This is a genomic window from Tessaracoccus lapidicaptus, from assembly GCF_001693815.1.
Taxonomy (GTDB): domain Bacteria; phylum Actinomycetota; class Actinomycetes; order Propionibacteriales; family Propionibacteriaceae; genus Arachnia; species Arachnia lapidicapta.
In genome coordinates this window covers 113,527-128,025 of the sequence record NZ_MBQD01000027.1, presented here as the reverse complement: position 1 = coordinate 128,025, position 14,499 = coordinate 113,527, and the positions used below count along the sequence as shown (strand labels likewise).

The following is a 14,499-nucleotide window of genomic DNA, read 5'->3' as shown; positions in this document are numbered from 1 at the left end:
GGTCTTGTCGCACCCACCTGCAAGAATCAGAACAACCTCGACGCCACCGGCGCCGACCAGCCCCACACAGGGCCGTCATGAATATCGAGGTTAGGTCGCCCAAGCGGGACTGCGCTCAGATCAAGCCTGGGCGGTGATGGAGCCGGCGAACAGGGCCCGGCCGATCACCAGGTAGGTGGCGCCGTCGCGGATCGCATCGGACGCCACGCCGGGGGTGACCCCGCCGTCCACGCCGATGGACACACCGGGCGCCGACGCGATCAGTGAGGGCAGTGTCGACGTGTCAGCGCTCCCCTTCGAGCCTGGTTCGATGAGCATCGCCAAAGCGCCCCCGTATCCGGGTGGAATCTCGGCTCCGTCGCGAGGGGGCCAGACCTCCACCCACTGCTCGGCCGGCAATCCCCCTGCTGCTCGAAGGATGCTGAGCACAGCTGGGACCGCGGACCATCTCGCCACGCCCGCCCCGCGCAACTCCGCCGCGACGCTGGCGACCGCGGTCTCCCACCCCACGGCCCCGGGGCGGACGATGACGTGAACGTCCACGAGCATCGCTGGGCTCTCCGCGAGGAGTTCCCGCACCAGTGCGACCTCCACGCCAGAGTTGACGAGGGCTCCCGTCCCGCCGCCTTCCAGGATGATGTCGGCGTGGACCCAGTGGCCCGCGGTGTGCGCCGCGAGCGCACCCGCCCGGCGGGACGACGCCGGACGGGCATAGATGCTGGCGGCAACCGTAACCCCGAGGCGACGCGCCCACTCGGCGAGGTGGACCTCCGACGCAGGTAAGGCGGTGGTCATTGCGCGTCGAGTTCCGTGACGGCCGCCACTTGCCGGTATCTGTCCCAACGCTGCTCCGACCGCTGCCGGGGTGCGGCCACCTCGCGTCGGGCGGGCTTGTGTGCGACCATCACGTCGACCAGCGGCCGCCCCTCTGCGAGCGCCAGTGCCTGGAGCGCGGCGCCCCGGGCGACAGCTTGCTCGGCGTCGGCGACATCCACGCGACGGCCGAGCGCGTCTGCGAGCAACTGGAGGTACGCCGGAGAACGGGATCCGCCGCCGACAGCGAGCACGGCGCCTGTCGTCGGCACGCCGGCGTCCTCAAGAAGGCGGACACAGTTGAACAGCCCGAACACCACGCCCTCGAATGCCGCCCGGGCAAGCTGTTCACGGGTTGTTTCGGCAGTGATTCCTGCCAACAGGCCAGAGGCACCCGGACGGTTCGGTGTGCGCTCACCGTCGAGGAAGGCAGCCAGGACCGGGCCCTCCTGGCCGGCCGCCAGCGCCAGCTCCGCCAGCTCCAGATGGCTCACGCCCAGCAGTCGTGCGAAGGTGTCGGTGACCCGCGTGGAGTTCAGCGTGCACGCCAGGGGCAGGAAGCCGCCGGGCATGCCGGCTACGCCGTTGATGAGCCCGGACGGGTCCCGGACCGGATCGCTGCTCGGGGTGAAGGCCACCCCGGACGTCCCCAGCGACACGCAAAGGTCACCAGGGCCCAGGCCCAGTCCCACCGCCGCGGCATGCTGATCACCTGCACCAGCACCTACCCGGACGCCTGGATGGATGCCCAGGTCGGCGGCCGGTCCGTCAAGCACCTGTCCCACCACTTCGTCCGGCCCGGCCACGCGAGGCACCATCGATTCCCAGCCCAGGGCTGGGTCGACGCGGTGCAGGAACTCGAACACGTACTCGTTGGCGTCCGGGTCGAAGTAGCCCGTGCCCGAAGCCTCGGAGCGGTCCGTGACGAACTCGCCGGTGAGGCGGAAGTTGAGGTAATCATGGGGGAGCAGCATCATGGCAAGCCGGGCCGCGTTCTGCGGCTCGTTGCCAACGAGCCATGCCACCTTGCCGATGGTGAAGGCCGCAGTCGGTAGGGACCCGGTGCGGTCGATGAACTCAGCCTGCCCGATCACGTCGATGAGTGTTCGAAGTTCAACGTCGCTTGTGGTGTCGTTCCACAGTTTGGCCGGGCGGATGACATGCCCGTCGGCGTCGAGCGCCACTAGCCCGTGGCACTGCCCCGCGATGGAGATGGCCGCTACCTCAACGTCGCCGGCCGCTGCCAAGGCGTGGCGGAACGCGCTGAGGAAGGCCTGCCACCAAGCCTCGGGGTCCTGTTCGCTCGACGGAGGAGACACCTGCGGATGAGGAGCCGATCCGCTGGCGACCAGTTCGAAACCGGGCACGGACCGCAACTCCACCTTGCACGACTGGGTCGAGCTGTCGACCCCCGCAACGACCCGCCTCATCGTGAGACCCCGACTCGCAGGGCGTCGATCGACAGTGGCTCGAGGCGGACTCCGGGAAGCGCCTCTGGCAGCGATGTCTGGGCCCCGACGGCACCTCCTGGATGGGTGTGATGCACCGCGCCCCAGGAGTAGCCGCGCGCCTGCATCAGAACGGTCGCCACCGCGTCTCCCCAGGCGGCATGGATGAGGGTGGAACCCATGGCGATCATGCCGCCCAGGTCCACGTCCGGCGTGCGGCCGGCGACAACCGTGAGGTCGGCCTTGCGGGTCATGGGAGTATCCGGGGTGACGGTCAGCGCGATGACCGCGGCGCCCCTGTCCTGCGCTCTGGTCACCAGATCGTTGATCTCGTCCGAGCCGCCGCCCTTGGAGATGACGATGAGAATGTCGCCCGTCGTCACCACGCCCAGCGTGCCGTGGAGCGCGTCCATGGCGGGCAGGAAGATCGCGGGCGTTCCGGTGACGGCGAAGATGTGGGCCATGCGGCGAGCGATCGTTCCGGAGGTGCCCGAGCCGCTGACGAACAGCTTCCCGGTGCATCCGAGGATGAGCCGGGCGGCGGTCACGGTGGACTCGTCGAGTTCGTCCGCCAGCATGGCGATGCCGTTGGCCTCGAGTGCGATGCGCTCTCGGGCGACCGCAAGGATGCCGTCGTGCTCGGTCATGGGTGGTGCCTTCCGTGTGGTGTGTCGGTGATGGTGTCAGTGGGACCAGGCGGCCTTGCGCAGGTCCGCGTCGGTCAGTCCCGCGGCGTGCTGGGTCTCGCCCGAGCAGTAGCCGTCGCTGAAGATGACCACATCGTCGGCCACCGCCAGCACTTCCTCCTCCTCGGAGGAGACGACGATGACGGTGAGACCCTGCTCGGCGGCGAGGGCACGCAACATTCGGTGGATCTCGACCTTGACGCCGATGTCGACGCCCTTTGTCGGCTCGTCGAGGAGCAGGACCTTGGGGTGCTGCGCCAGGACCCTGGCCAGGAGGACCTTCTGCTGGTTGCCGCCAGAGAGGCTGGCCACGGGAGCTGTGCGGCTTCCGCGGACCCGCATGGTGTCCATGTACTCGTTTCCCGCGGCGCGAAGCCGGCCGGGCTGCAGCTGCAATCCGTACCTCGAGTAGCGGTTGATCACGGGCAGCACGGCGTTCGACACGCTGTCGCGCAGTGGAATGATCCCGTCGATCTTGCGTTCCTCGGTGAGGTAGGCGATGCCACGGCGCTGCGCGTCGGCGGGGCTCTTCGGCGTGTAGGGCGCCCCGAACAGCTCGATACTGCCCGAGTCGACGGCGCCGAGGCCGATCAGTGTCCGAAGGAACTCGGTGCGGCCCGAGCCGATCAGGCCGTAGATGCCGAGCACCCGTCCGGCGTGCGCGGTCAGGGAGACATCCTCGAGGTCCTTGTTGCGCAGATTCTCCACCTTGAGGACCACGTCTCCGGGCGGTGAGGTGGGTTCGTCGCGATCAAGGGTGACCTGGTGGTCGGCCCCGACGGTGGTGGCCGGCTCACCGGTGATCGCCTCCACGATGGCCTCCTCCGACACGCTTGCCACGTCGGCATCGATCCTCACCTCGCCGTCGACCAGGGCGACGATGCGGTCGGCTACGGCATAGAGCTCGCTCATCTTGTGGTCGATGAGGAGAATGCCGAGGCCGCGATCCTTGGAGAGCTCGCGGACAAGGGCGAGGAACTGCTCCACCTGGGCGCTCTCCAGGGCAGTCGTCGGCTCGTCGAGGAGCAGGTACTTCGCGTCGCGGTGCGTGGCAACCGCGATCTCGAGGAGCTGGCGGGTCGCAACGGGGTAGTCGCCGAGCCGACGGTCCACGTCAACCTCGAGGTTGAACTGGCGGGTCAGATCGCGCGCCACCTCGCGCATGCCCCGCCGATCCAGCGTTCCTCCCTTGGTGAGTTCCTCGCCGAGGAAGATGTTCTCCGTGACCGTCAGGTTGGGCAGCAGGGCGAGTTCCTGGTAGACGGTGGAGATGCCGCGGTGCAGAGCGTCCTGCGGGCTGGTGAGGGTGAGTGCTTCACCGTCGAGTGAGATTGTCCCCGCCTCGGGCGTGACCGCCCCGCTGAGGCACTTGAGGAGGGTTGATTTGCCCGCGCCGTTGTGACCGACGAGTCCGATCACCTCTCCCGGACGCAGGGAGATGGAGACGCCCTTGAGTACCTGGATTCCCGAATAGACCTTGACGATCCCTTCGGCCCTCCAGCCTGTGTTATCCGTTGCCATCTCCATCTCCCTTTCGTCGTGTGGTGGTTCAGCCGAGCTCGTTGTCGGCGGGCTTCTCGCCGTTCGAGAAGACCTTCAGCGGCTGCAGGATCTCCTGCTCCGGGGTCTCGCCCCCGAGCCAGGCGGTGATCTCCTCGATGACCAGTTGGCCGTACAGCTGCGGCTCCTGGGCGACGCAACCGGGGTAGACGTCTGTGGTGGCCTCCCCCTCGGCGCAGAAGCCGTACACCTTGACGTCGCGGCCGCTGCCCATCACAGCCTGGATGGCGCCGTAGGAGGCTGGGCCGGTGGACGCGAAGATCACGTTGATGTCCGGGTTGCCCTGGAGCATCTCCTGGGTCACCTTGAGGCTGTCGTCGGGCTTGACGTTGCCGTCGACTGTGGCCACCACCTCTGCGTTCGGGTTGGAGGCGATGCCGTCACGGAAGCCCTGGTCGCGCAACACGACCGGAATCTCGTCAGGCTCCGACACGAAGCCGATCTTCATTTCGGCGTCAGCGCCCATGTGCTCCAGCGCGAGCTCGGCCGACTGGCGGCCGCCGGCGACGTTGTCCGCGCCGAGGTACTGCACGATCTTGGCGCCCTGCGAGAGCATCGCCTCCTCGTCGACCGTGACGTTGACGGTGAAGACGGGGACGCCCGCATCGTTGGCGGCCTTGGCGATGGCGGCCGCGGGAGCCGACTTGACCGGGTTGAGGGCCAAGGCGCAAGGCTGGCGCTGCAGCATGGCCTGCACCTGGGCGAGCTGGGCGGCGTCGTCATTGTCGGCGACCTGGACTTCGACCTTGAGGCCGGCCTCTGCGCCCGCTTCCTCGAAGCCCTTCTTCATGAACACGTAGTACGGGTTGGTGAGGTTGGGCAGGGACACTGCGATGAAGGGCGAGTCGCTCTCGCAGGCCTCGGGGCGGGGGATGTCGGTGAGGTAGATGCCGGCGCCCGCGTCGGCGCTGCCGCTGGCGGAGGCGGTGTCCTGGGGTGCGGCAGTGGGGGTCACGCCCGTGCTGCAGGCAGTGAGGGCCAGGGCGGAGAGGCCGATGGCGGCCAGGGTGATTGTCCTCATGGTGGGGTCTCCTTGATGTGGTGAGGATTGGTGCGCAGGGCCAGCGGTGGCGGCTGCGTGTCTGGGGAGTGGGTGGGAGGGCGGGTCAGCTTGAGCCGGGGGTCTTGCCCGCTGGCGCTGGCATCGGCTCCGCCGCGGATTCGGGCGGGTTGTCCTTGTTGCGGTTGCGGCGGATCCGGCGCAATCCGCTGTGCCTCGCGGCGGCCGCACGGCGGTAGCCGTCGAGGGTGACGCCGCCAAGGATGATCACGCCGATGACCAGCGGCTGCCAGAAGCTCGGCACCCCGAGCACGTTCATGCCGTTCGACACGGTGGCGATGAGGATGGCTCCGATGAAGGCGCCGAGGATCGTCCCGGAGCCGCCGAACAGACTCACGCCGCCCACCACCGACGAGGCGATGGAGTAGAACTGCTCGTTGCCCGACCCGGCGCTGGGGTATCCCACCATCAGGCGGCTCATGGTGATGAGACCACCGAAGGCCGCGCAGATGCCGCTGACCACGTACGCGGAGATGGTCACCCGAGCGATGTTGATGCCGGCCAGCCTGCTGGTCTCTTTGTTGCCACCCACCGCGTAGAGGTGGACGCCGTACGGGGTGCGGTGAAGCACGAACATGAAGATGAGGAGCGCGATGACCACGAGGATCACGGGTGTGGGGATACCTGCCAATGAGCCCCGGCCGATGACGGCGAACATCGGGTCGGCAATGTTGACGGACTGGGCGTTGGTGAGGATCTTCGGGATGGACGCTGTGATGCCGAACGTCGCGAAGGTGACGATGAACGGCGGTAGCTTCATGTAGTGGACGATCAGGCCGTTGAACAGGCCCACCGCAATGCCGACGAGCAGCGCCACGATCACCGCGACCCACCAGGGGAACCCGGCGGCCATTGTCAGCGCCGCGAGCATCCCGGTGAGGGCGATGTTGGATCCGACGGAGAGGTCGATCCCACCGGTCAACAGGACGAACGTCTGGCCCAGTGCCAGGAACGCGACGACCACCCCGTTCTCCAGCAGCACGGACAGGTTCCCGCCGCTCCGGAAGCTCGGTGACATGAGAGCCATCGCCACCGCGACGATTATGAGCACACCTACGATGCCCAGCTCATCTGGGACCTTGAACCTGCTTTTCACGACGCCTCCTCGAGTCATTCCTTCTCATATGAGCAACTTCGCCCGCGCAGCACACTCTAATGAGCTTCTGGCATCTTGACAAGTCGAAATGTCTCAGGGATTCTTGCTCATATGAGCAATGACGACGAAGCTGAGCTTGTCGACCAGCATTCCCTGATGGTCAACGTGGCCCGCGCCTATTACCTGGATGACCTGACCAAGATCCAGGTGGGGCAAGCCTTGGGCATCTCGCGCTTCCGGGTGGCGCGGCTGCTGGATCTGGCTCGGGAGTTGGGAGTGGTCACCATCTCGATCAACGAGAACCCCCAGCCGGAGGACACTCTGGCAACGACACTGCGATACCGGCTCGGGCTCCGCGAGTGCCTGGTGATCCCGACGGGGGACGCGGCAAGCTCGCGGCGCCAGGTTGCTGCGGCGGCCGCCGGGTTTCTCGCCAACCGCATCGCCCCCCACGACGTGCTGGGCCTGTCCTGGGGCCGGACTCTGGCAGCCATGACCGAGTACCTCGTCGACCTGCCACCGGTCAGGGTGGTTCAACTCACCGGGTCGGTCGGAACTGACCTCGCGATCTCCCCGATCGAGATCCTCCGCAGGGCGGCTCTCCGCTCCGGAGGGGAAGCGTTCCCCATCATGGCCCCGCTCGTCACCGACAGTGCAGAGGCGGCACGCATGATGCGCGAGCAGTCGCAGATCCGCCGTGCACTGGACCTGTTCGCCGAGTTGACCATTGCCATGCTGTCGGTCGGGTCTTGGAACCCTGCCACCAGCCAGCTCCGAGCTCAGCTGGATGAGGAGACCCAAGCCCAACTCGAGGCCGCAGGCGTTGAGGGGGAGGTGGCCGGCATCTTCGTGACCCGCTCCGGTGAGGTGCTCGACGTCCCGCCGCTGCGTCGACTGATCGGCATCAGCGCCGAGGAACTCCGGATCGTGCCCCGAATCATCGTGGCCGCCGAGGGTGCGGCCAAGGCGGGAACCGTCATCGGCGCCGTACGAGCCGGTCTCGCCAACAGCCTGATCCTTGACGTCGCGCTCGCCTCGGAGATGGTCTCGATCCTCGACCGCGAGTGACGCCGTCCTAGTCCGGGTCTGTCAAGTTAACGGTGTATCTCATTGTTGTTTGTGATGTCTCACGAGATCGTGGACGGTTGTGTCTCGGGACATCGTTGACGGTCGGGTGTCTCATGAGTTCGTGGACGGTCGGTTCTGGGTGGGGCCGTGCCAGCCGTGGCGGGTCGCGGGCTTCTCGTAGGTCGCGATTGTGTGTCCTTGTGCGTCGGTGAGGGTGACGGTGCCGGCATCCCAGCTGATCGCGACGTGCTCGCCTCGACGCTTGTAGCCGGCGTAGAACTTGGAGGCGAGGGCTCCGACGTAGCCGCCTTTGGTGACGGTGCGCATGGCTGTCCCGCTGATCCCGGCGGAGGGGTTCTGGCGGGTGGTCTTCATCGGGGTGCCCTGCTGTGGGTTGCGGGGCCCGTAGTACATGCCGGTCGTTGCGGGCCGAGGGTAGGTGTTGATGACCTCGCCGTTGAGGTCGATGATCTCCACGGCGGCGGGGGTCCAGGTCACGTGGACATGCTGCCCGGCCCGGCTGGTGGCCACGTAGAACAGGCAGCCGAGCGTCTTGATCTGCCCGTTGGGTCTGACCTTGACGATGGCCTCTCCTGTTGCCGGGTGGAGGGTGAGCCGCGTTCTGGTAGCGATCGTGGTCGTCTCGGTGGTGGTCGTCTCGGTGGTGGTCGGGGTGGTCGTGGCGCGCGCCGAGGGCGGGATTTGCAGGAGGCGGGGTTCGGGCGTCGGTTCGGGTGCGGCCGGGGTGGCGGCCCACGCCTCGGCCGGGGTCTTGCCGTCGAGTGCTTGATGGGCTCGTTCGTTGTTGTAGTAGCGGTCGAACTCGTCGACCAGTGCCTGCAGGGCCTCGATTGTCTTCGCTGGTGGCCTGGCGTTGAGCCACTTCTGCAGCGTCTGGTGGAATCGTTCGTTCTTGCCCTGGGTTGTCGGCCGGTCCGGTTTGCCGGTGATGGGCTTGACCCCGAGGTCGAGCAGGTAGTCGACCAGCTTGCCGGTGAACCCGCGGCGGGTGGGGTTGAACGCCAACCCGTTGTCGGAGAGCAGCCGCTGTGGGACGCCCCAGCGGCGGATCGCGGTAGACACGACCAACACTGCGGCTCTGGCTGTCTCGCCGTCGGCGACGAGGCTTGCGGTGGCCATCCGGGAGTGGTCGTCGATGACCTGGTGAATCGACACGCTGGTGCCATCGGCCAGCGACCAGGCGAACGCGTCTATCTGCCAGCAGCAGTTCGGGGCCGGGTAGACGACCCGGCGGTTCGCCGCCCGCGGCCGCTTACGCGGTTCCGGCTTGGACACGCCAGCGGCAGCGAACACACGAGCCAGTGTGGCCCTTGAGGGCGGGTTCAGCCCCTGGCAGCGCATCCGGGCGAGCACGGACAAGGGGCCGGCGTCCAGCCCCTGCTCGGTAAGCCAAGCTCGGACGGCGAGCGCGTGCTCGATCAACTGCTCGTCGGTCCGGTTCGGGCTGTGATGGGGGCGCCGTGAGCCCGGCTCTGTCGCGCCGACCGGACCGACCTCACCGGCCTGGCGACGGATCTTGTAGAACACCGCCCGACTGATCTGGTGCCGCTCGCAGAAGCGCGTGACCGCACCCCGCTCGGCATCATCGGGCCAGTTCGCGATCGCCCACCGCACGTCCGCGGGCACGTGGTTGAAGTCCATGCCCAAACCCCACACCCGCACCCAGTGCCCACGATGTCGTGAGACTCACTGTGCACGATGTCCCGAGACAGAACCGTCCACGATCTCGTGAGACTTCACACCTACATCGGAGTTACACCGGAAAACGTACAGTCCCCGCCCGCAGCGTCGATGCTGATTCGCGCGCCGGTTTCCTCTTCTAGTTTTCGCACGGTGCGACCGTGACGGCCGATGACCGACCCTGCGGACTGCGCGGGAATAGTGAAGATCCGGTGGTAATTCCATGCATGCGGCGATCGCCAGGCGGTTGGGGATCTCGCGGACGACGGTGGTGAAGGCGGTCGCGTCGACCTCGCCGCCGGTGTATGTGCGTCGCCCGTCGGAGACGTCGTTTGTGGTAGTCGAGCCGAGGGTGAAGGCGCTGCTTGCCGCGACGCCGGACATGCCGGCGACGGTGCTGGCGGAGCGGGTCGGTTGGACGGGGTCGATCACCTGGTTCAGGGAGAACGTGGCCAGGTTGCGTCCGGAGCAGCAGCGCGTCGACCCGGCGGACCGGCTCGAGTGGGAGGCCGGGGACGCGGCGCAGTGTGATCTGTGGTTCCCGCCGCGGAAGATCCCTCTCGAGGACGCGGCGGCGTGCCTGTTGCCGGTACCGGATCATCGCCGCACTGGCGCGCGGCACCGTGGCTTCCACGCTTGTACCGCCGAGGGAGGCGGTATAGCTCCTGGCACATCGACCCCCCCCATCACCCCCAGTAGGCGTGATGTTACGATGCGACAAGTTTGTTTTTAACATGAACCAAAGAGGGTGGTCATGGCGCGCCGAGGCACGCAGTCGTCGAAATGGGATGGGCTTCCCATTGACGAGGGGCTCCCGTATATCGCGCTCTCGGTGGCGGACATGGACATCGAGTGTTCCCCTGCGATCCGGGATGCAGTCGCTCGTCGCGCGGCTGAAGGCCTCTTCGGCTATACCGATCTCCCCCCCGATCACGTTGATCTCCCGGTGGAATGGCTCGGCAGGCGCCACGGCTGGTCGGTACCCCGCGAGCACATCGTGGCGGCGCATCGCATCGTGCAGGTCGTTGCGCTGATCTTGGGTGCACACACCCGCCCTGGCGATGGCATCGTCTTGTTCACCCCCTCCTACAGCCCCTTGGAGAACGCGATCGGCCTCAACCAACGAGAGGCCGTGCGTGTGCCCCTGATTCAGACCCCCCATGGCTACGAGCTCGATCGCGACGCCACGGATGCGGCGCTCGCCCAAGCCGCCGGCCTATTGCTCGTCAACCCTCACAACCCTGTGGGGAAGGTGTGGGGGGAAGAGGACTTGCTCTGGCTGGCCGACCGCGCGGAGGCCCACGACGTGATCGTCATGTCGGACGACGTACACGCCGACTTCACCCATCCCGGTCAACGGCATCGCTTCCTGCTCGACGTCGCGCCAAGCGTCTCGGGTCGCACGTTCACCTTCACTTCGCCGGCGAAGACGTTCAACATTCCCGGGCTCGAAACCACCCACGTGATCGTGCCCGACGGCGTCCTTCGTGAGTGCCTTGAGACGGGGCTGCGTGCCGCCGGGTTCCACAATCCGTCCTTCTTCTCCGACGCCGCCACACGCGCGGCCTACCGCGAATCCGACGACTGGCTGGCCGAGGTGGAAGCCATCGTGGCCGTGAACCTCGAGACGCTCAGGCGTACGGTCGACCGGTTCGACGGCGTTCGGTTGGTCGAGCCGCAGGGCACCTTCCTCGCCTGGGTCGATGCGCGGGGAGCCGGGTCCGAGGAGGATCTCAAACGATTCATCACGGACGAGGCGCATGTGGTGCCCAGCTATGGCACCGACTTCGGATCTGAGTACGGAGGCTACCTCCGGTTCAACCTGGCCTGCCCTCATAGCCAGTTCGAGGAGGCAATGAACCGTCTCCTCAGCCGCGTCTGACAGAACCCCTACCCAGCTACACCACCCCTAAGGAGCTCCGCCATGTCCGCTGAGGTCAACGACCCGTTCATCGACCATCCGTCCGCGCCCGAACCCGGAACGACGAAGACCAGACGAGTGCCAACCCTTGGGTTGGCACTCCTGCCGATCGCGGCAATGGTCGTCTTCCTAGCCGTTGGTTACATCTGGCTGGGGCTGGCCGCGGAACCCCTCATCGTGGCCGCGACATTCGTGGCTGGCTTTGTAGCCATCTATTTGGGTTGGTCCTTCGACGAAATCATGGCCGCGATCTCGGAGAAGCTCGCCAAGGTCATGCCCGCCTTCCTCATCCTCATCTCCGTCGGCTTCCTCATTGGGGCGTGGATGATTGGCGGCACCATCCCGATGATCATCTACTACGGGCTGGAGATCATCTCACCCGAGTGGCTGGCACTGACGGCCCTCCTGGTCACCTCGATCGTGTCGCTCGCCACTGGCACGTCCTGGGGTTCGGCCGGCACCATTGGTGTCGCCTTCATGGGCGTGGCCATCGGCCTCGACGCCAACCTTGCGCTGGTCGCAGGTGCCGTCGTGGCGGGTGCCTATTTCGGCGACAAGATGTCGCCCCTGTCCGACACCACGAACCTGGCCGCACTGACGACCGGGGTGAACCTCTACACCCACATCGGCAACATGATCTGGACCACCGGTCCCGCCTATCTGCTGAGCATCGTGGTGTTCGCCACGGCTGGGCGGAGTGCGGCTGGGGCTGGTGGAAACCTCGAATCCGTCTCGCTGATCAACGGGTTCCTCGACCAGGCCTTCAACTGGAATGTCCTGCTGCTGCTGCCGCTGCTGATCGTGCTCGTGGGCTCGATGATGCGCAAACCCACGGTGCCCGTGATGATCTTGGCCTCGGTCGTGGCGCTCATCAACGCCGTCATCTTCCAAGGTCAAACCTTCGCCAACGCGGTGCAGGCCACCCTCAGTGGCTTTGACCTCAGCATGCTCGAGGCGATCGGACTGGACGCCAGCGGCGCCCCGGCTGAGGTCTCGCGCCTCCTGGAGCGGGGAGGCATGAGCTCGATGATGGGCACGTTGCTGATCGCCTTCTGCGCCCTGTCCTTCGCCGGCGTGGTGGCCCGCACCGGGGCTCTCGACCTCATCGTGGAGAAGCTGATGAACGTGGCCAAGTCCACGTCGAGTCTCATCCTGTCCACCATCGCCATTTGTCTGGTGACCATCGCGACCACCTGCAACGGCCAGGTCTCCATCGTCATGCCCGGTGAGATGCTACGCGAGGCTTACATCAAACGTGGCCTGCACCCCAAGGTGCTTTCGCGCACACTGGAGGACTCGGTCACCGTCACCGAGACGCTCATCCCATGGACTGCAGCCGGCGCATACATGGCTGGGACGCTCGGTGTCGCGACTCTCGATTACGCACCGTGGGCAGTTCTCAACTGGGCAGGCATGATCTTCGCCGCCATCTGGGCCTTCACGGGTCTGGGAATCAAGCGCATCACCCCAGCGGAGCAGGACATGTTCCTCAACAACCCACAGGCAGCCATCAACGCCTGATCAACAACCGACGATGAACGGCCCGTCCCCATAGGGGGGCGGGCCGTTCGTTGCGATGCGCAGATAGGGGCCGACGTTTCGATTTTGATGCACTGGAAATCGTAGCCGCGAGTCCCTAAACGCTCTCCCAGTTGTCTTGTTCCTCAGCGCACAGACCCATGTAGCGCTGTACGGGGCTTCCGGGCGTTCTGAGGTGGGCAGGTCCTTGACGGGGGAAGAATGATGACATCGAAGACTCGACGGCGCGCAGCCCGACGGATTCACCAAGTGTGCCCGCGGTACGGGAAGAGGCGCTTCAGAGATCACGCCGAGGCGATCTGCTTTCTGCACGCCGCCGCCAACGCGCGGACACGGGCATGCCTGCTCGGCGCCACTACGAGACGATGCGAGGTCCGCGCCTACGAGTGTGAGTCATGCGGGGGCTGGCACGTCACCGCTAGCAGTGCCCAGAATTCTGCTGTCGCGACGCATGAGTAACCACTCATCCGCCTGCGGGAACCGAGCAACAATCGCCGTGCGGGGTGATGACTCTGACCACCCCGTCGTTACGGCATCAAATTCGGGCGTCGTCAACAGTGGCTATGCCCGAGCACTGTCCTCTTGCTTGAGCCAGTCAAGGTCTGTTGCCCTCGACCCGTTTCTGAGCGATGACGCTCACAAGGAGTGGGTTGGGCATCACACGGGGCAGCGCCACTCTGCTGTGTGGTTGCTCCGCGCCGGGGCGCGTTGGTCGTGAGGTTCCGCTGTTTAGGCCTGGCTGTGCAGCGCTGCGGCCAGCGCCTCGGTGTCGGTGGCGCCGGGTGGACCGGCGTAGCCGGCCTGGGTGATGACTACCAGCCGCTGGTTGCGGATCAGCGGGAAGATGTGGGCTGTGCGGCTGGCGGTTGCCCAATTGACTGGCAGTTGGTTCCCGTCGCTGAGTCCGAGGCGTGAGGCGGCCCGAAGCCAGGGCTTGCCGAAGGCGAAGACAAATGGAGTCTCGAGCTCGCTGATGGGATCGAGGATGAACCGGGTGAGCAGGTCGGCGGGGGGAGTAATCGCGGCGGTGACGGCCTTGGAGTGGAACGGATAGAGCTCGATGTAGAGAAGATCGTGGTTCTGGATCGTGTCGTCGTTGTGCAGTCGTCGAGCGAACGCGAGCCGGTTGTGGTGGTAGCGGTTGCGTCCATGGGCCTGTTGCCACGTGGCGTCGGTGTAGGGGCCGCTGCTGGCCCAGTTGCCGTAAGACGTTTCGCGGACCCGTTGGGTGTAGATGCCGTCCATGCTTTGGAACGCTGGCGCGGGCGCCCCGGGATTGAGTCCCAGCATGACTAGGGCTGGTGTGGCCGAGCCGGCCAGCGGTCCGATGTACGGCTCGGGCATCACGGTCAGATCGACTGTGCCGGCTCCCCGACCGGAGTAGGTCGCACGCCAACGTTCGAGATCGGGGTGTAGGCGATGGTCACCCTCCACCCACCGACCGATCTCCCTGTCCCAGAACTCCACGGCGGCAAGACGGCTCGACACTCCGCGAATATTGCCACATGACCGAACCTGACTGACGAAGATCAATGCTCGGGTCGAATCCCATGGCCGTGAACCCACGCCGCGACCGCTTAGATCTGGCGCCGGAGGGGGAGCAATAG

At 66.3% G+C, this 14,499-nt stretch carries 12 protein-coding genes; 3 read left to right on the top strand and 9 right to left on the bottom strand.

What is annotated here, in order from left to right:
* Positions 1-120: 120 nt before the first annotated feature.
* The 6 genes from BCR15_RS14090 to BCR15_RS14065 form a co-directional block, all read right to left on the bottom strand.
* On the bottom strand, positions 121-795 hold the full coding sequence (locus tag BCR15_RS14090; protein WP_068752843.1) for a hypothetical protein: 675 nt from the start codon (positions 793-795) through the stop codon (positions 121-123).
* The gene (xylB, locus tag BCR15_RS14085; RefSeq protein ID WP_068752842.1) at positions 792-2,243 is read right to left on the bottom strand and encodes a xylulokinase; all 1,452 of its coding nucleotides are present in this window, start codon (positions 2,241-2,243) and stop codon (positions 792-794) included. Before xylB ends, BCR15_RS14090 begins: the two co-directional genes overlap by 4 nt.
* Entirely contained in the window at positions 2,240-2,908 is a 669-nt protein-coding gene (locus tag BCR15_RS14080; RefSeq protein ID WP_068752841.1) for a KpsF/GutQ family sugar-phosphate isomerase, read from the bottom strand. Before BCR15_RS14080 ends, xylB begins: the two co-directional genes overlap by 4 nt.
* 36 nt (positions 2,909-2,944) lie before the next feature.
* Positions 2,945-4,468: a sugar ABC transporter ATP-binding protein gene (locus BCR15_RS14075; RefSeq protein ID WP_068752873.1), complete on the bottom strand. Its 1,524-nt coding sequence runs from the start codon at positions 4,466-4,468 to the stop codon at positions 2,945-2,947.
* Between the two features lie 28 nt (positions 4,469-4,496).
* Entirely contained in the window at positions 4,497-5,528 is a 1,032-nt protein-coding gene (locus tag BCR15_RS14070; RefSeq protein ID WP_068752840.1) for a substrate-binding domain-containing protein, read from the bottom strand.
* A gap of 85 nt (positions 5,529-5,613) precedes the next feature.
* Complete coding sequence (locus tag BCR15_RS14065; RefSeq protein ID WP_256094679.1) at positions 5,614-6,594, bottom strand: ABC transporter permease; 981 nt, start codon at positions 6,592-6,594, stop codon at positions 5,614-5,616.
* A gap of 180 nt (positions 6,595-6,774) precedes the next feature.
* Between BCR15_RS14065 and BCR15_RS14060 the strand changes: the two genes are divergently transcribed.
* Positions 6,775-7,731: a sugar-binding transcriptional regulator gene (locus BCR15_RS14060; RefSeq protein ID WP_068752839.1), complete on the top strand. Its 957-nt coding sequence runs from the start codon at positions 6,775-6,777 to the stop codon at positions 7,729-7,731.
* Between the two features lie 111 nt (positions 7,732-7,842).
* On the opposite strand, the gene BCR15_RS14055 is transcribed toward BCR15_RS14060, so the two are convergent.
* Together BCR15_RS14055 and BCR15_RS15515 are read right to left on the bottom strand one after the other, a co-directional pair.
* Positions 7,843-9,393: an integrase core domain-containing protein gene (locus BCR15_RS14055; protein WP_068752838.1), complete on the bottom strand. Its 1,551-nt coding sequence runs from the start codon at positions 9,391-9,393 to the stop codon at positions 7,843-7,845.
* A gap of 101 nt (positions 9,394-9,494) precedes the next feature.
* On the bottom strand, positions 9,495-9,632 hold the full coding sequence (locus BCR15_RS15515) for a KH domain-containing protein (RefSeq protein WP_369404258.1): 138 nt from the start codon (positions 9,630-9,632) through the stop codon (positions 9,495-9,497).
* A 554-nt stretch (positions 9,633-10,186) separates the two neighbouring features.
* On the opposite strand from BCR15_RS15515, the gene BCR15_RS14045 reads away from it, so the two are divergent.
* Together BCR15_RS14045 and nhaC are read left to right on the top strand one after the other, a co-directional pair.
* Positions 10,187-11,314 (top strand): MalY/PatB family protein, encoded by a 1,128-nt coding sequence (locus BCR15_RS14045; RefSeq protein ID WP_141680161.1) that lies wholly within the window; start codon positions 10,187-10,189, stop codon positions 11,312-11,314.
* A 42-nt stretch (positions 11,315-11,356) separates the two neighbouring features.
* Positions 11,357-12,874: a Na+/H+ antiporter NhaC gene (nhaC, locus tag BCR15_RS14040; protein ID WP_083196640.1), complete on the top strand. Its 1,518-nt coding sequence runs from the start codon at positions 11,357-11,359 to the stop codon at positions 12,872-12,874.
* Between the two features lie 747 nt (positions 12,875-13,621).
* Here nhaC and brig1 read toward each other — a convergent pair.
* Positions 13,622-14,380, bottom strand: coding sequence for an anti-phage DNA glycosylase Brig1 (gene brig1 / locus BCR15_RS15030; protein ID WP_439653994.1), 759 nt, complete (start codon positions 14,378-14,380; stop codon positions 13,622-13,624).
* Positions 14,381-14,499 lie beyond the last annotated feature (119 nt).